The organism is Gemmata sp., from assembly GCF_051859125.1.
Taxonomy (GTDB): Bacteria; Planctomycetota; Planctomycetia; order Gemmatales; family Gemmataceae; genus Gemmata.
Window position 1 is genome coordinate 40,432 of record NZ_JBHYGG010000068.1, and the last position, 16,552, is coordinate 56,983.

The 16,552-nt window shown below is 70.1% G+C and carries 11 protein-coding genes and 1 tRNA gene; 6 read left to right on the top strand and 6 right to left on the bottom strand.

Translation table 11 applies throughout. The features are described from left to right. Positions 1–31: 31 nt before the first annotated feature. The 3 genes from ACTIGN_RS08295 to ACTIGN_RS08305 all read right to left on the bottom strand — a co-directional run bounded on the left by ACTIGN_RS08295 (position 32) and on the right by ACTIGN_RS08305 (position 1,592). Positions 32–586 carry a hypothetical protein gene (locus tag ACTIGN_RS08295; protein WP_439622698.1) on the bottom strand — a complete coding sequence of 185 codons (555 nt, stop codon included), beginning with the start codon at positions 584–586 and terminating at the stop codon, positions 32–34. Positions 587–669: 83 nt separating this feature from the next. Then, a complete protein-coding gene (locus ACTIGN_RS08300) occupies positions 670–1,233 on the bottom strand; it encodes a hypothetical protein (RefSeq protein ID WP_439622700.1) in 564 nt (187 codons plus the stop codon). Beyond that, the gene (locus ACTIGN_RS08305) at positions 1,233–1,592 is read right to left on the bottom strand and encodes a hypothetical protein (protein WP_439622702.1); all 360 of its coding nucleotides are present in this window, start codon (positions 1,590–1,592) and stop codon (positions 1,233–1,235) included. The genes ACTIGN_RS08300 and ACTIGN_RS08305 overlap by 1 nt, the downstream gene beginning before the upstream one ends. A 119-nt stretch (positions 1,593–1,711) precedes the next feature. Here ACTIGN_RS08305 and ACTIGN_RS08310 point away from each other — a divergent pair, with 119 nt between their 5' ends. Together ACTIGN_RS08310 and der are read left to right on the top strand one after the other, a co-directional pair. Beyond that, positions 1,712–2,491 carry an SDR family NAD(P)-dependent oxidoreductase gene (locus ACTIGN_RS08310; protein ID WP_439622704.1) on the top strand — a complete coding sequence of 260 codons (780 nt, stop codon included), beginning with the start codon at positions 1,712–1,714 and terminating at the stop codon, positions 2,489–2,491. 104 nt (positions 2,492–2,595) lie between these two features. Continuing rightward, positions 2,596–4,110 (top strand): ribosome biogenesis GTPase Der, encoded by a 1,515-nt coding sequence (gene der, locus ACTIGN_RS08315; RefSeq protein WP_439622706.1) that lies wholly within the window; start codon positions 2,596–2,598, stop codon positions 4,108–4,110. A gap of 160 nt (positions 4,111–4,270) precedes the next feature. On the opposite strand, the gene ACTIGN_RS08320 is transcribed toward der, so the two are convergent. Continuing rightward, the gene (locus tag ACTIGN_RS08320) at positions 4,271–5,599 is read right to left on the bottom strand and encodes a 3-keto-disaccharide hydrolase (RefSeq protein ID WP_439622708.1); all 1,329 of its coding nucleotides are present in this window, start codon (positions 5,597–5,599) and stop codon (positions 4,271–4,273) included. Positions 5,600–5,828: 229 nt separating this feature from the next. Here ACTIGN_RS08320 and ACTIGN_RS08325 point away from each other — a divergent pair, with 229 nt between their 5' ends. After that, a complete protein-coding gene (locus ACTIGN_RS08325) occupies positions 5,829–7,475 on the top strand; it encodes an OprO/OprP family phosphate-selective porin (RefSeq protein ID WP_439622710.1) in 1,647 nt (548 codons plus the stop codon). 392 nt (positions 7,476–7,867) lie between these two features. After that, positions 7,868–8,089 carry a hypothetical protein gene (locus ACTIGN_RS08330; protein WP_144944155.1) on the top strand — a complete coding sequence of 74 codons (222 nt, stop codon included), beginning with the start codon at positions 7,868–7,870 and terminating at the stop codon, positions 8,087–8,089. Between the two features lie 102 nt (positions 8,090–8,191). Here ACTIGN_RS08330 and ACTIGN_RS08335 read toward each other — a convergent pair whose 3' ends face one another. Then, positions 8,192–11,875: a PVC-type heme-binding CxxCH protein gene (locus ACTIGN_RS08335; RefSeq protein ID WP_439622712.1), complete on the bottom strand. Its 3,684-nt coding sequence runs from the start codon at positions 11,873–11,875 to the stop codon at positions 8,192–8,194. 201 nt (positions 11,876–12,076) lie between these two features. On the opposite strand from ACTIGN_RS08335, the gene ACTIGN_RS08340 reads away from it, so the two are divergent. Both ACTIGN_RS08340 and ACTIGN_RS08345 read left to right on the top strand, forming a co-directional pair. Next, positions 12,077–12,149: transfer RNA gene (locus ACTIGN_RS08340), tRNA-Met, on the top strand. 102 nt (positions 12,150–12,251) lie between these two features. Next, positions 12,252–13,955, top strand: a complete 1,704-nt coding sequence (locus ACTIGN_RS08345) for a DEAD/DEAH box helicase (protein ID WP_439622714.1) — start codon at positions 12,252–12,254, stop codon at positions 13,953–13,955. A gap of 203 nt (positions 13,956–14,158) precedes the next feature. On the opposite strand, the gene ACTIGN_RS08350 is transcribed toward ACTIGN_RS08345, so the two are convergent. Beyond that, positions 14,159–16,222: a choice-of-anchor X domain-containing protein gene (locus ACTIGN_RS08350; protein WP_439622716.1), complete on the bottom strand. Its 2,064-nt coding sequence runs from the start codon at positions 16,220–16,222 to the stop codon at positions 14,159–14,161. Between the last annotated feature and the right edge of the window lie 330 nt (positions 16,223–16,552).

Below are 16,552 nucleotides of genomic sequence, written 5' to 3' on the forward strand. Positions count from 1 at the left end.
TTGACGGTTCCGGGGCGTCGCGTTCTCTTCGTCACCGTCGGTGCGAACGGGGCACGCAGATCTTGTTCGTCGCGCCCTGGGCTTCGAGCGCGTCGAACTCCCGCTCCATGGCGTCGTAGAAGTCCGACAGGCGCACGTTCGCGTTGTCCCGTCGCCACCGCTCGAACTCGGTAAGCGCCGTCGAGTCTTCGAGGAGTTCCGATCCGAGCCGGACGACCAACTGGTTCGGGCGGTGCCGGGTCGGGTCCAGGAACTTGACCGCCTCGGCGACTCCGAGTTGTTGACACGCAATCGTGTACCCCACGGCAACGCTGCGGCCCCGGCCCGCCCGACAGCTCACGAGCAGCTTGTCTTTCCCGTGTGCGAACTGGAGCGCGTCCCGGAGCAGCGACTTGCTGGGGAGGTGCTTGCTCTCGCGGGGTTCCTCGATGTCAACGAACCGCAGGAACAGGTGCGAGCGGGTGTGCGCCGGGACGAAGTCGGTTTCTCGCACGTCCGAGTCGAGCATGACCAGCGCGTGCCACCGGGCCGGTTCGCGTTCGAGCGTGAGGCTCGCCGCGACGTAGCCCGCGATGCGGATCTCCACGCGAACGCTCCTCGCGTGTTCGGCGAGCTGGGAGCGTGCGCGCCGCCACTCCGGTCGCTCACGCTCCGGGCTCGACAGGCCGTTCACTTCTTGTCGGTCGCCTTCTTCAACTCGTTGACCACGGCCGTCACGTCGGTCTCGTTCACCGACTCGTAGGCGAACGACTTCACCACGTTGCCCTTGTGTACGACCACGGCCGTCAGGTGTGCGTCGGCGTTCACGGCCCAGTTGTTCGGGCCGGCCTTGTCGCCGTCGAACGCCGCGAGCGAGGTCCTCTCGAACTTCAGCGACATGTTGATCTTCGGCAGGTACTCCTTGTGCTTGTCGAACGCCTTGTCGCCGAGCCACACGGCCACGACCGCGACGCCGTCGAGCTTACCGGCCTCGGTGTCGAGCGCCTTCATGAACCGCCCGAGCGGGCGGCCGCCGACGGGGAGCCCGCCGTCCTCGGCCTTCACGAACAGGTAGACCGTCGGCGCGTCCTTGCGGTCGGCGGCGAAGTCGGCCTCCTTGCCCTCGACCGAGCCGACCACGCCGAACGCCTTGAGCGCCGGCACCTTCTCCCCGGCCTTCGGGCCGGACTCCACGTCCGCCCGCACGCCGGGCGCGACCAGCACGAGCGCCGCCAGCACATTGAACGCCTTCATCACGCCTCCTCCGGGTCGGGGGTCACGCTCAACGGGTACTCCGGCACGGTCAGCCCGAGCCGGGGGATCGCTTGCAGCCGCCGCCACCCGCGGGTGACGCGGCGCTCCTCATCAGCGACGAACGCGGGGTCGAGGTTCGATTTCCCGAACGGGCCGTCGCACGGCACCGGCTCGAACGCGGGGTCGGCGACGTACTGCGCGAGCGCCGGGTTGCACCGGACGTGCCGCTCGGGGAGGCGGTGGAGCACCTCCAGCGGCACCTCGCCGAGCACGTACCGCAGGTACAGGTCGGAGTCCGCGATGGCCTCGACGTCGCGGCCGCACACCCCGCACCGGTAGCCCTCGTCGCACCTCGCCACGCGACCACCCTCCCGCCCGCGCCGCCAGCAAAAAGGGGACAGAACCTTCGGGTTCGTGAATCAGAATTCCCCAGCGCGGTATCATAACCTTGTTCGACTCTCCGGGGAAACGGGTCACGATGGGCGTTCTCGACAAGTTCCGACTCGACGGCCGCACGGCCCTGGTCACCGGCGGGAGCCGCGGGCTGGGCCGCGCGATGGCCCGGGCGCTCGCCGAGGCCGGGGCCGACCTGATCCTCGTGGGCCGCGACGAGGCGGCCCTCGACGGGGCCGCCCGGGAGATGGCGATGCTCGGCCGGTGGGTCGGGGTGATCGTCGCCGACGTGAGCCAGCCGGACGTTGCGGCGGCCGTGTGCGACCAGGCGCTGGCACTGAACCGCCCCCTCGACGTGCTCGTGAACAACGTCGGCGGCCGCCGCGTGGACGTGGCCACCGAGGACTTCCCGGTCGAGGAGTGGAAGCGGCTGTTCGACCTGAACCTGACCAGCGCCCTGGTGTGCGCGCAGCGGATCGGCCGGTTCATGCTCCAGCGGGGCCGCGGGTCGGTCATCAACGTCACGAGCGTCGCCGGGCCGGTCGCCATCAAGGGGATCGGCGGCCGGCACTACGAGGCCGCGAAGGCCGCGCTCGGCGGGCTCACCCGGGCGCTGGCCGCCGACTGGGCGCCCCGCGGGGTGCGGGTGAACGCGATCGCCCCCGGCGGGTTCCTGACCGAGCCGAACCAGAAGTGGTACGCCGAGAAGCCCGAGCTCCGCGCCACGTTCGAGGCGCACGTGCCAATGGGCCGGCTCGGAGAGCCCGCGGAACTCGGCCCCGCCGCCGTGTTCTTGGCGAGCGACGCCAGCAGCTACGTCACCGGCGCGACGCTGGTGGTCGACGGCGGGTACACCGCCTGGTGAACTTCGTCGTCAGGTCCGCAAGTCGTCAGGTCTTCGGGTCGAAGACGAACGGTTGCCGCCCGACCTGATGACCCGACAACGTGACGACTCGAGGACTCGAAGAGATGGCCCTTCCCACCGTAGCGATCGTCGGCCGGCCGAACGTCGGCAAGTCGTCGCTGTTCAACTGGCTCGCCAACCGGCGGATCAGCATCGTGGACCCGACCGCGGGCGTGACCCGCGACCGGGTCGCCACGGTCATCGAGTACCAGGACCGGTTCTTCGAGTTGATGGACACGGGCGGGATCGGCATCGTCGACGTCGACGACCTCACCGCCGACGTCGAGCGGCAGATCCAGGTCGCCATCGATTCGGCGTCCGTGGTCGTGTTCGTGGTGGACGTGCGGGACGGCGTCACCCCGCTCGACCAGGACGTCGCGAACCGGCTCCGGGCGATCCACAAGCCGGTCGTGCTCGTCGCCAACAAGGCCGACACCGAGAAGATCGGCCAGCAGGCCGGCGAGTTCAACGCGCTCGGGTACGGCGAGCCGCTCACCGTCAGCGCCGACCAGAAGCTCGGCCGCGGCGAGCTGCTCGAGGCCGTGTTCGCCAAGCTCCCGGCCGACACGCATGAGCTGCCCCCGGCCGACGCGGCGCTGAAGATCGCCACCGTGGGCCGCCGCAACGTCGGCAAGAGCACGTTCATCAACAGCCTCGCCGAGAGCGACCGGGTCATCGTCTCGGAGGTGCCCGGCACCACGCGGGACAGCATCGACGTGCTGTTCGAGCGGGACGGCAAGACGTTCCTCGCCATCGACACGGCCGGGGTGCAGAAGAAGACCTCGATGGCCACCAGCGTCGAGTACTACAGCAGCCACCGGGCCGAGCGGTCGATCCGCCGGTCCGACGTGGTGCTCCAGTTCTTCGACGCCCGGCACCGGGTCGGCCGCGTGGACAAGCAGCTCGCCCAGTACATCGTCAACGAGCACAAGCCGGCGATCTTCGTCGTCAACAAGTGGGACCTCGTCAAGGACGCGATGTCGACCGAGAAGATGGCCGACTACGTCCGCAAGATGTTCCCGATGCTCGAGCACGTGCCGATCGCGTTCATCACCGCCAAGAGCGGCAAGAACGTGCTGCGGCTGCTCCAGCTCGCGATCCAGTTGCACAAGCAGGCCGGCACCCGGGTGAGCACCGGCGACCTGAACCGGGTGGTCCGGGCGGCCGTCGAGGCGACCGCGCCGCCGCTGCAGGGGAGCAAGACCCCGAAGATCTTCTACGCGACCCAGATCGGCGTGTACCCGCCGACGATCGTGCTGTTCACCAACGGCCCGGAGCTGTTCGAGGAGACGTACATCCGCTACCTGACGAAGACGCTCCGCGACAACCTGCCGTTCCCCGAGGTGGCGATCAACTTGATGCTGCGGGCGAAGGGCGAGGGCGGCGGCCGCCGCACCTCCACCGACGACGCACCGGACGCGGCCGCCGAGGACACGGACGGCGACGACGCGCCGCCGATCGTGCGGAAGGCTCCCGCGCCGCGACCCCCGCGGGTCGTGGTCGAGCACGCCGACGCGGACGGCCCGGCCGCCCCGCGGCCCCGCAAGAAGAAGCCCGGGGTCGAGACGTGGGACTTCTGATCTGGAGATCGGACGTTGGGGATGGGAGGTTGGAAAGACCGCTCTTTCCATTCTCCCATTCACTTCTCCCTCCTCGTCACATCCGCACCGCAGTGTGACGCGGGTGCGATGGGAGGTTGGAGAGAAGGGCTTTCCCAATCTCCCACCTCCAACGTCCAATTCACTTCTTCTCTTCCATCGCCTTGATCGCGATGTTGCGGAACGCCACCGGGTCGTTGTGGCCGGCGAAGCCGAAGCGGCCCTTCGCGTTGTCCTTGCCCGGGTGCTTCTGGTTGTCCTTGAACTCGGTCACAGTGCCCAGGTCGCAGTCGAGGACGCGGGTGCCGTTCAGTTCCGCGACGAGCGTCGAGCCCTTCACGGTCACCTCCAGGAAATTCCACTCGCCGACCGGCCGCAGGTGGCCGCGGTGCGCCGCGACCATGCCGTAGGCCGAGCAGTTGAACTGCCGCGGGTCGAGCTTCGCGTACTTCGGGGCGGTGTCGTCGAGGATCTGCAGCTCGCACATCGCCTCGGTCGCCGCGTGGGCCGCGGCGGTCGGGGTGCGGATCGCCAGCCCGTTGTTGCCGCCGGCCGGGAGCTTGTACTCCACCCGGATCACGTGGTCGCCGTACTCGGCCCGCGTGACGACGTTCCCGCCCTTCTTCGGCTTGCACACGATCGCGCCGTCGGCCACCTCGTAGTTCTCGAGCGCGCCCTCCCAGCCGGTGAAGTCCTTGCCGTTGAACACGCTCTCGAACCCGGTCGCGGCCCGCTTCGCGAGCAACTCGTTGGCCTCGGTTGCGGGGATCTCGCGGACGAACAGGTTCCGCCACCGGATCTCGCCGCCGTGCGTCTGGAGCAGGATCTTCCCGGCCCGCGGGAGCGGCAGCTTGCGGTCCCAGAAGTTCTCCATGCGGGCCGCGTCCACGACGAGCTTGCCGTTGAGGTACACCGTGGTGCGCTCGCCGACCTGGAGGATGCGGAAGCTGTTCCACTCCCCGAACGGCTTGTCGGCGGCGACGAGCGGGTCGCGGCCGGCGGCGTCGGGCGCGTTGTTGAACAGCCCGCCGGAGCCGAGGTGCGGCCTGCGGGTCGGGTTCTTCGGGTCGAACACCTGGGTCGCGTCCCAGATCTGGACCTGCGGGGTGCCGCGGAGGTAGATGCCGCTGTCGGCCTTGGCGACGGTCTTGTACTCGATCAGCAACTCGATGTCGCCGTACTCCTTCGCGGTGGCGAGGTACGCGCCCTTGCCGTCGTTCACCAACTCGCCGCTCTGCACGCTCCAGTGTTTCATCGCGTCCGCGGTCCAGGCGTCGACTTTGCTGGCACGGTCCTCGGGCGAAAGTCTGGCGAGGTCCGCGGGGGTCGCGCCCTTGTCGTGGATCGCCCACCCGTGCCAGCCCTCCAAGTTCTTCTCGTTGAACAGCGGGGCGAACCCCTTCGGCGGCTCGGCGGCCGCGAGTGGGGGAGCGAGGAGCACAGCGGCGAGGAGGGCGGCGTGGCAGCGCATTGGGAGACCAGCGTGTGGGGAAGGGAGCGGAACCGGGCAGGTACGGGAAGTTATACCCGATCGCCGTGAGCGGGGGAACTTGGTGAGGGGGCGGGGGCGCGTGCGAATTTAGGCGAGTCGGCAGCGTGAGCGACCGGAGGTGGAACCCTGCGGCTCGGGTTGACCCCGTGGTTCACCACCGGTACTCCGCGGCCACTCTCTGTACGCACCCACGACGGGGTTGATGCCCATGCCGTTTCCTCACGGCCGAACGGGCGCTGTGCCGCTCGCGCTCCTCGCGGCCCTCATCGCCGCCACGATCGCGTCCGCCCAGGACGTGCCGCCCGTGGCGCCGACCGATCCACTGCCCGCGGCCGCACCGCCGGGAGCGGAGTTGCCCGCGCCCACGCCCGTGACCAACGAGGACGTGAAGCGGCTCGTCGAGCAGATGCTGAAGGACCGCGAGGAGAAGGCCAAGAAGGCCGAGGCCGACAAGAAGGTCAAGGACGCCCTCGACCGCCGCATGACCGCGAAGTGGAACAACGGGCTCCAGTTCGAGTCGGCCGACAAGAACTTCAAGATGCACGTCGGGGGCGTCACCCAGTTCGACATGGGGTGGTACAGCGTCGACCCGGCGCTGAAGAACTCGATCGGCGAGTTCAACAGCTTGATCGACCCGAACCTGGCGCTTCAAGACGGCATGGACTTTCGCCGCGCCCGGCTCCGGATCTCGGGCCTCGCGTACGAGCAGATCGAGTTCTTCGCGCAGTACGAGTTCGCCAACGCGACCGACCTGCGGCAGCGGACCCTGGGCATCGACAACGCGGCCGGGGTCGCGAACCCGGTGCTCACCAACTTCGACCCGGCCGAGACGATCGGGTTCAACGAGGTCTACATCGGCCTGACCAAGCTTCCGTTCCACGGCAACTTCCGCGTCGGCCGGCACCGCGAGAGCCTGAACTTCGTGACCGCCACCGCGGACACGTTCCAGGTGTGGATGGAGCGCGGGCTCATGTTCGAGGCGTTCAACAGCAACACGAACTTCTCGAACGGCATCACGATGGCAAACAACTACTTCAACGGCCGGGCGTACACCCTGTTCGGGTTCTTCCAGCAGAACTCGTTCAGCAACCGCCAGTTCGCGACCATCGGCGACGGGAACTACGTGTACGACGCCCGGGTCACGTGCCTGCCGCTGTGGAACGAGGACGCGGAACTGTGGGGCCACGTCGGGTTCGACGCCAGCTACCGGAACCTGAGCCAGAACGCGGTGCGGCTCCGGGCCCGGCCCAACGTCCGCGTCGGGAGCGGGTTCCAAGTGCCGAACATCGTGGACAGCGGGGTCGTGTTCAGCCGCGACGGGCAGCAGATCTACAACCTCGAACTCGCCGGCGCGTGCGGCCCGTGGACGTTCGCGGCCGAGGGCACCCTGTGCTCGATCACCAACGCCTTCACCGGCGGCCTGCCCGGCCCGGACGGCGCGCTCCCGGACGGGGCGAAGGCCCGCGGCACCTACTTCGCGTCGGGCGCGTACATCGAGGTGCTCCGATTCCTGACCCCCGACCACCGCGGGTACATCAAGGAGCGGCCCGGGTACGCCCGCGTCGTCCCCAGTAACCGGTTCCGGTTCCTCAAGGGCGAGGACGGGCGGTGGCTGTTCGACACCGGGGCGTGGGAGGTCGGCGTCCGGTACGACTACGTGGACCTGACCCACGGCGGCATCAACGGCGGCACCGCCCACGGCGTCACGGGGGCGGTGAACTGGTACCTGACGTCGAACGCCCGGGTGCAGACGAACGTGAGCTGGATGTCGAGGGGTTTCAACCCGAACGACTCCGCGGGCCGCCTCCCGGGCGACTTCACTGCCCTCGGCATCCGCTTCAACGCCGACTACTGACGCCGCATCCGGTTGAAGCGTGTCCCGGGCGAGCGCTTCGTCTGGTCCGAGCCCAGCGCCGAGCGAGGGTTCACTGGTCCGAGCCCGAGCGCCGAGCGAGGGTTCACGCACCCCCTCGCTCGGCGCTCGGGCTCGGACGGATAACGGTCCACACGACCCGGCACGAGCCGCCGGCGGCCCCGCATCACGAGTGCGGACCCCCGGCGGCTCGTGCGTTGTGCCGCCGGAGCGGGTCGGGCGGGAGAAACGGGTCAGAAAATTCGGAACGGTTTCAAGGGCGGTGCGGGCGGTGCCGATATTAAGGGTACAGCCCTCGCGTGTGGGCGGCCCTGTGGGGGAACAGGGTCGCCCACCGCGTGCGGCTTCGGGAAGCTCCCGCCACGGAGGCCGTCATGGTCCGCAAGCTGATTCTGGGGGTGTTCGCGGTCACCGCTCTGGCGGCGAACTCCGGTTGCCTGCTCAACCAGTACTCGAGCAACCCGGACGAGCGGATGCAGCAGTTGCTGTACCAGTCCGAGGACCTGCGCCAGATCAAGAACGAGTGGCGGCGGTTCTGGTTCAACGACCAGCCGAGCCACCTGACGCCGGAACGCATCCACGGCGGCATCATCTGACCTTGCGCGTGTTGGGAGTGTGGGAAGTGTTGAGAGTGTTTGGGTACCCGGAACACCGATCCCAAACACTCTCAACACTTCCAACACTCCCAACACTCTTTGTTACTTCGGTGCCGGTGGGAGTTCCGCCTGGGTGCCGGCCGTTCGCAGGCCGTCGCCGGCGAGGCGGATGGCGAGGGTCGCCGGCTTACCGGCGCCCGCCAGCTTCACCAGAAGCACGTTCCAGCCCGGGTTCAACTCGGCGGTGAACGGCGTCTCGACGGCCGCACCGTTCGGGGCCGCGGCGACCGGACTCAGGGCAGCCGCGTCGTTGACCCAGAGCCGCACCGCACCGGCCGTGGCGACCGTGCCGGCCGCCGACTGCTTCTTCTCCGAGAACACGTATGCCCGCAGGTACGCGCCGCCGTCGCCGGTCAGCACCGGCGACAGGTCGAGCTTGCCGCTCGGCTCGGCGGAGACCAGCTTCCACGCAGTGTCGGTCTTCACCTCGGGTTTGTCGGCCTTCACGTCGGCAGAGAACCCGCCCACCACCGCGGCCTCCAGCACCTGCCCCCGCAACCCCTCTTGCTCCTTGCGGCTCTTGAGGAACGCGAGCAGGTCGATGAACTGCTCGTAGTTCAACTGCGACACGACGTTGTCGGGCATCAGCGACACCTTCGACGGGGCGAGCGAGACCACGTCGGCCTTCGCGACCCGGACGTCGCGGCCGTTGGCGTCTCGCAGCACCACCTCCTTCGCGTCCTCCTTGATCTTCAGCCCGGTGATGACCTGGTCGTCGGCCGTCGTGACCCGGTACGTCTGAAACCCCTCCTTGATCTCCTTGCTCGGCTCGACGATCGACTCGAGCATCTTCTCGACGGTCATGGTGTCCCAGACGCGCGTGAGGTCCGGGCCGACGCTCCCGCCGACCCCCTCGAGCCGGTGGCACGCGGCGCACGCGAGCAGCTTCGTGTTCAGGTACAGCTCGCGGCCCTTCTTCGGGTCGCCCTTCTCGGACACGAGCTTGCGGACCTTGTCGATCTGGCCCGGCTCCAGCGACAGCAGGAGCCCGCCGCGGAGCACCTCGGCCTGGAGCTTGGCCATGACCGGGTCGTCGCCGAACTTCTTGAGCGCGTCGGTGACCTGCGGGAAGAAGTCGCGGGGGAGCTTCTTGGCGACGAACCGCTCGGCGATGAGCTTCGCCCCGGGCTTGGTGCTGGCGAGGACGATGACGGCCTCGCCGAGCAGCTTCTCGTCGGACTGGTCGAGGAGCTTCTCGGCGGTGCCGCGGGCGGCGGCGATGTCGAGGCCGGCGAGGGACCGCAGCGCCTCGGCCTTCACCGCCGCCGGGTTGTCGCCGGTCAGCAGCGCCTGGAGGTTCGGCACCACGCTCTTGTCGCCCAGGACGCGGAGCGCCTTGAGGATCGCGACCCGCTCGGCCTCGGACCGGTTCTCTGTGGTAAGAGCCTGGGCGAGGTTCTGCGACGCCGCCGACATGCGGGTCTCCTCGATCGCCTTGATCGCGACGAGCCGCGTGGCCTCGTCCTGTTTGGCGAGCAGCCCCAGAACGAACGACACGGCCTTCGGGTTGTTCTGGCCGTTGGCGGCGAACACCTCCACGGCGGCCTGCACGACACTCGCCGGTTCGTTCGGGCGGCGGGCGAGGAAGTCGGCGAGCGGGTCGAGCGACAGCGGCGGGTCGAACTGGTAGTTGGTGAACGAGCGGATCAGCGCTTCCCGTTGTGCGACCGTGAGGTCGGGCCGCAGGAGCAGGTCGGGCAGCGCGTCGGCGGCCGGCTTCGTGCGGAGCGTCAGGAACGCCTCGACGGCCTGCTCGCGCTCCTTGTCGCCGGACGCGGCCAGCGCCAGCAGCGCGTCGATCCCCGGCTTGCCGAGCCGCTCCAGGGCGCGGAGGTAGCCGTCGCGGAGGTACGGGTCGCCGTCGTGGTCGGCCAGGTAGCCGCTGACGAGCGCGCCCGGCGCGGCCTCGCCGCCGACGCGGCCCAGGGCCATCGCCGCGGCCCGGCGGACGGGCGGCTCGCGGTCGCCGATGGCCCGCACGAGCGTCTCGACCGCCCGGCCGTCCTTCGGCTTGGCGTGCAGCCCCAAACCGTCGATGGCGATCCGGCGGACGTCGACCGAGCCGTCGTTGGTCGCGAGCAGCCGGCACACGTCCTCGACGTCGGCGCTCCAGTGCGCCAGCAGCACGCCGAGCGCCGGGAGCCGGGCCTCGGCCTCGAACCCGCCGGACACGAGCTTCTTCAGCACCAGGTCGCGGGCCTTCGGGCCGCGGCGGACGAGTTCCTTGCGGGCCTCGACGCGGTCGGTCAGGTCCGGCAGCGCGAGCGCGTCGACGAGCTTGTCGTCCGGGAGTTGCTGGACCTTGGCCCAGCTGTCCATGCCGCGGCGGGGCAGGGCGGGGGCGTCCTTGGTGCCGGCCCAGGTGATGCGGTACACGCGGCCGTGTTGCCCGTCGCCGGAGAGCTTGCCGGCCCCGCCCGAGTCGGTCCGCCAGTCGCACACGTAGATCGCGCCGTCCGGACCGGTGACCATCTGGCACGGGCGGAACAGCGGGTCGGTGCTCCGCATGAACTCGAACTCGCCGGTCACCTTGAACGTCGCGCCGGTGGGCTCGACCTTGTAGGCGCGGATCAGCTTCCGGTACACGTCCGGGTAGTAGAGGAGCCCCTGGTACTGCTCGGGCAGGTAGGTGTCGTTGTAGATGAGCAGGCCGGCGGGCGAGCCCCGGCCGGTCTTGAGCATCGGCGGCACCTTTCCGGGCAGCTCGCCGGCGACGGCCCCGCGGGTGAAGTCCGACCGGCAGCACCGGGCGCCGTTCATGAGCCGCCAGCCGAAGTCGGTCCCCTCGGCGACGTGCATGAGCCGGCACCCCTGGAACTTGCTGCCGTCCTCCTGGTCGTTGTCGACGTGGAACAGGTTGAACCGGTCGTCGTAGGCGAGGTCGCGGTACGGGTTGCGGTAGCCCAGCGAGAACGCCTCCATGTTCGAGCCGTCCGGGTTGCACCGGAACACGGCCCCGGTGCGGAGGACCGTGGCGCGGCTCCCGTCGGACCCCTCGGCGTAGTTGTCGTCGTCGCCGCTGGTGATGTACAGCATCCCGTCGTTGCCGATGGTCAGGCCCGACACCTGGTGGTGGTGGAACCCGCAGAACCCCTGGGCGATCGTCTCCCGGAGGGTCCACGGGTCGCTGGCGTTGGCCGGGCGGTTCGGCGCGCCCGCGCCGGTCGTGGCCTGCGCCCCCTGCCGCCACCGCCGCACGGTGCCGCGGCCGGTGACGTACAGCCACCCCTCGTGGTACATCACGGTGGACGGCAGCTCCTCCGAGATGATGACCTTCGGCGGGTCGAACTTGCCGGCCGCGTTCGGCTTGAACTGCTTGATGAGGTCGGTCGTGAACTTCTTCATCGTCGCGACCTGGCGCGCCGTGCCGTCCTTGTACCGGAACGTCTCCTTGACTTCGAACCACTTGTCGCCGGTGACCGGGTCGGGCCGCCACTCCATGAGGTACAGCGTGCCGTCCGGGCCGAACGTCATGCCGACGGGGTTGATCGTGTCGGGCTCGGAGATCACCACCTCCAGCTTGAACCCCTCGGGGAGGAAGTACCCCTTGAGTGAGGGGTTGAACTCGCCCTGGTCGACCATCTTGACCGGGAACGGCTCGGGCTTCGGCGGCGAGTGCGGCTGTGAGAATTCAGCCGCCGGTTGCGGCGGGGCGGCGGCGAGGTGCGGGGCGTGGGGGGCGAGTCCGAGGGCGAGCAGGAGCGCGGGTAGGGTGGCGGTGCGCATGGTGGGAGAGCGTCTCCTGGGAGGACTCTTCGGCGGCGGTGGTGCGAGTTGGGTTCAGATTACCGCCTGTGCGGGTGGTTCCGAAAGGCAATTTCGGGCAGAACTCGGGCGGGGCGGGCGGGATGTGCGGGCCGGGCCGAACCGAGTTGCGTGATGTGTGTCTTGTCAGTCGCGGCCGACGCTGTAAATTGATCCTGAGGAGGCGGGGTAGCTCAGTGGTTAGAGCATTCGCTTCATAAGCGAAGGGTCGCGAGTTCAAGCCTCGCCCCCGCTACTGCAACAGCCCCTCGTTCTTCGAGGGGCTGTTTTCATTCACACACGCGATACCGAACGCGGGTCCGGTTCGGACAACAGGTACTCGCCCGGGGTCGTTAGCATGGCCGAAGCCGAAACAGTTCCGACGACGCCCGAACCGGACGCGGTGGGCGGGTTCGCCGCCCTCGGGCTGGACCCCCGCCTGGTCGCGGCGCTGACCGAACTCGGGTACGAGGAGCCGACGCCCATCCAGCGCGAGGCGATCCCGCTGCTGCTCACCGGCCGCGACATGGTCGGCCGGGCGGCCACCGGGACCGGCAAGACGGCCGCGTTCGCGCTCCCGCTGCTCCACCGCCTGACGCGGCCCGACGCCCCGAAGGGCCGACCGGCGGCCCTGATCCTGGTGCCGACCCGCGAACTCGCCATGCAGGTCGCCGAGGCGGTCCACAAGTACGGGCGGGCGCTCGGGGTCCGGGTCCTGCCGATCTACGGCGGCCAGGCGATGGGGCAGCAGTTGCGGGCGCTGGAGCGGGGCGTCGAGGTGGTCGTCGCGACCCCCGGCCGCGCCCTCGACCACGTCCGCCGCGGCACCCTCGCCCTCGCGAACGTCACCGCCGTCGTGCTCGACGAGGCGGACGAGATGCTCGACATGGGGTTCGCCGAGGACATCGAGGCGATCCTCAGCGGCACGCCGAAGGGCCGGCAGACGATGCTGTTCTCGGCGACCCTGCCCCCCCGGATCGCGGCCATCGCCGAGCGGCACCTGACCGACCCGGTCCGGGTGAACGTCGCCCGCGAAGCGGTGCCGACCGGCGAGGCCCCGAAGGTCCGGCAGACCGCGTACATCATCTCCCGGCAGCACAAGCTCGCCGCCCTCGGCCGGGTCCTCGATTTGGAGGCCCCGGCGGCCGCCCTCGTGTTCTGCCGCACCCGGACCGAGGTCGAGGAGCTCACCGAGGCGCTCGCGGCCCGCGGGTACCGGCCCGAGGCGCTCCACGGGGGCATGGCCCAGGACCAGCGGGACCGGGTGATGCGGCTGTTCCGGGCCGGCACCGCGGACCTGCTCATCGCCACCGACGTGGCCGCCCGCGGGCTCGACGTCGAGCACCTGACCCACGTGGTCAACTTCCACGTCCCGTGCGACGTCGAGGCCTACGTCCACCGGATCGGGCGGGTCGGCCGGGCGGGCCGCGAGGGGGTGGCGATCACCCTGGCCGAGCCCCGCGAGCACCGGATGCTGCGGAACATCGAGCGGGCGACCGGGCAGCGGATCGAGGCGGCCCGGCTCCCCACGGTCGCGGACCTCCGCGCCCGCCGGCTCGAACTCACCCGCGAGGCGCTCCGCGGGGCGATCGTCGAGGGCGACCTGGACCGGTTCCGCGTGGTGGTCGAGGCCCTCTCCGCCGAGTTCGACGTCATGGACGTCGCGCTGGCGGCCGTGAAGCTCGCCCACCGGGCCGAGGGCGGCGACGTCGAGGACGCCGACATCCCGGTCGCGCCCCCGCCCCAGGACCAGCGGTTCGAGCGCGGCGGCCCCGGCCCCGGGTCCGGTCCCCGGCGGCCCGGCCCCCGCGGCCCGGCCCCCGGCATGGCGCGGCTGTTCATCGGCCTCGGGCGGGAGGCGGGGATCACCCCGCGCGACCTGGTTGGTGCGATCGCCAACGAGGCCGGGCTCCCGGGCCGGGACATCAGCGGCATCGAGGTCACCGACCGGTTCTCGCTGGTCGAAGTCCCCGAGGAGGCGGCCGACTTCGTGGTCGAGGCGCTCAACGGGGTGCGGATGCGGGGCCGCAAGGTGGCCGTCCGCCGCGACCGCGGCCGGTAAGCCGGTGCCGGCCTGCCGCCCCGCCCTCGCCGACGACACGACGCTCGACCCGGGCATCGGCACCCACCCGAGACGACGCTCAGCGACGACCTGGGCGGCCGTGTCGGAATGGTTCTGGGGAGTAGAGACCGTTTCTGGAGACCCCTCCCCCAACTCCCCATAACTATCACGCCCGCAATCGAGCGAGCGACACGTCGGCCGCGTCACTTCACGCTCACGGCGACCGGGGCGCTCCAGTGACTACACCGGCCGCTGTCGTCGCGCCAGCGGGCGCGGACCCGGTACTCGCCGGGCTCCTTGAACACCTCCGCGGGGATCTCGATGACCTTGCCCGGTTCGACCACGGACCGCCAGTGGTCGGCGAGTTCGTACCAGCCGCGCTGGCCGACGCGGCCGACCCGCCACTCGACCGCCGCGGCCTTGTGGCCCGCGGGCGAGGCGAACGCCGACGCCCCGAACGTGAGCTTGCCGCCGGGCCGGTCCGCGGTCGGCCTCGCGGGGATCTTGTCGTCCCTCGCCTCGTGCGCGAGGTAGCCCCAGCCGTACCCCCGCTGGTCGCCGTCGTTGGGCGCGTAGTTCTTCGTCGGCCGCGAGTCGGTGCAGAAGTCCACGAGGTACTTGCGGAACCCGGCGAAGTCCGCGGTCGCCAGTGTCCGCTTGAACGGGCCGCCGAAGTACCCGCCCTCGGCCGGGTTGACGAAGTACCCGTTCTTCGGGTTGATCCGCGGGTGCATGTTCCACCGGGCCTCGTCGAGCCGCGGCCAGTCCACGGCGTACCCCTTTGGGGTCAGCGCCACCGCGAGGTCGGCCGCGAGTTGCCCCACCTGCCCGCCGCGGTCGGTGCCGTCGGCCGCGAACAGGTCGAGTACCTCGCGCGCCCGGTTGCGGTACTCCAGCGCGATCGCCGGGTGCTTCAGGCAGTTCATCGCCTCGATGTGGCCGGGCTGGTGGTGCCGCGGCACGAAGGTCATGTCCATGTCCCACGGGATCGGCGCCCAGCGGCCGTCCGGGTGGCGGTAGTACCCGTGGTTGCCGTCGGGCCGCAGGTCGACGTTGCCGACGAGGCGGTTCAGCGAATGGAAGCTGTAGTAGGCGGGCAGGTCGAGGTTCTTGCGCCACCAGTCCTCTTTGGGGCTCGACCGCACCCCGGCGAGGAACTTTTCCCACTCCTTCGGGGCGGCGTCGGCGGCCATCCCGTTCGGGACGTGCTTGACCCCGCTCTGCACGCTGACCACGAGTCCGTCGGCGAGCTTGCGGTCGGCGAGGAGCTTCGGCTCCATGTCGGCGACCGCGACGTACAGCCCCCACAGGTCGCCGGCGAACTGGTCCTTCGCGGACACCTCCTCGGGCGTGGCGACGACCCGCCACTGCACCCACGTCGCGAGCGGGGCCGGGACTCCGGCGAGCCGGTACGCCCGGAGCGCCAGCACCTCGTCGAGACCGGAGATGCCGCGGTGGACCGGGAGGTACGGGGTGGACCCGCCGGGGTTCAGGTTCAGGCTGTCGATCGGGGCCGGGAACGGCACGCCGTCGTGGTCGACCATCGGCACGTCGTGCCCCTTATTGAACTTCAGCCCCCATTTGTTCTTGCCGGCGATGTGCGCGCTGCCCTGGCCGCGGTTGCTGAACTGGACGTGGTCGTACACCACGCCGCGGTACACGAGCGTGCCCTGCTGCTTCTGCTTGTGGAAGTTGCCGTCCCACTGGCTCTTGGTCACGTCCTCGGCCCGGGCGATGAGGTGCAGCGACTGGAGCGTCCCAAAGAACGCCGCGGGGAACGTAACGGCCGGCGTCTTGCCGGGCTCGCGGGAGCCGGACCACGCGGCCGGGCCGGCGTCGCACCACCACGCGAAGTTCGGGCACGTGTCGTCCGCGGCCGGAGCCCGTACCTCTTTGCCCGCGGCGTCGGCCGCAACAATTCGGTAGCGCAGGAGCCAGCGGTGCTTCTGGAACGACGCCGGCACGCGAACGGAGAACACGCCGTCGCCGGCCTTCGCGTCGCCCTCCTTGCCGTCGTCGCGCATCGGCAGGTCGGTCCAGTCCTTCTCGTACTCGGCGTCGGCCCTGCGGACGTACCTCCCGGGCGCGACGGCCTGGAGCTTGAGAACCGGTTTGGTCGCGCCGGCGACGCGCGCGCTGACTAGGACCGCGGCGTCCGGCTTCGGCTGGGCCGGGTCGTGGCGGACGTCGGCGATCGCGGGCCTGGGGTCCGCGGCGGACGCGGGCGGCGCAACCGCGGCCGCAACAATCAGGGCAAGGAGACGCATCGCGGAGTTCCCGTGGGCGTGTTCGCCGGACCCGGACCAGTGTCCGCCCGTGCCGCCGCCCGGTCAAGGTGCGGACGGGTGGAAAGGCGCGACCGGTGCGACCGCGCGAATCCGCACTTTCATGATCTTGTCATGACCCGGGGGCGGGCCGGACTGTTATCCTAATCTCTCCAGTTACCCTGCGCGGCGGACGAGTGCGGGGGAGGCCCCGAGGCGTGCGGAGGATCGTCGGATGCCGTTACCCTGGTGGCTGCGCGCCCTCGCACCTCTCCCCCACCGAACGCCCCACCGGAACCCCCAACGGCACGCGAGCCGGGGCGCCCGGCTGTC

What these genes read in the sequence shown, in the direction of transcription:
- ACTIGN_RS08300 (WP_439622700.1), bottom strand. Translation starts at nt 1,233, where the DNA reads ATGAAGGCGTTCAATGTGCTGGCGGCGCTCGTGCTGGTCGCGCCCGGC.
- ACTIGN_RS08310 (WP_439622704.1), top strand. Translation starts at nt 1,712, where the DNA reads ATGGGCGTTCTCGACAAGTTCCGACTCGACGGCCGCACGGCCCTGGTC.
- der (WP_439622706.1), top strand. Translation starts at nt 2,596, where the DNA reads ATGGCCCTTCCCACCGTAGCGATCGTCGGCCGGCCGAACGTCGGCAAG.
- ACTIGN_RS08320 (WP_439622708.1), bottom strand. Translation starts at nt 5,599, where the DNA reads ATGCGCTGCCACGCCGCCCTCCTCGCCGCTGTGCTCCTCGCTCCCCCA.
- ACTIGN_RS08325 (WP_439622710.1), top strand. Translation starts at nt 5,829, where the DNA reads ATGCCGTTTCCTCACGGCCGAACGGGCGCTGTGCCGCTCGCGCTCCTC.
- ACTIGN_RS08330 (WP_144944155.1), top strand. Translation starts at nt 7,868, where the DNA reads ATGGTCCGCAAGCTGATTCTGGGGGTGTTCGCGGTCACCGCTCTGGCG.
- ACTIGN_RS08335 (WP_439622712.1), bottom strand. Translation starts at nt 11,875, where the DNA reads ATGCGCACCGCCACCCTACCCGCGCTCCTGCTCGCCCTCGGACTCGCC.
- ACTIGN_RS08345 (WP_439622714.1), top strand. Translation starts at nt 12,252, where the DNA reads ATGGCCGAAGCCGAAACAGTTCCGACGACGCCCGAACCGGACGCGGTG.
- ACTIGN_RS08350 (WP_439622716.1), bottom strand. Translation starts at nt 16,222, where the DNA reads ATGCGTCTCCTTGCCCTGATTGTTGCGGCCGCGGTTGCGCCGCCCGCG.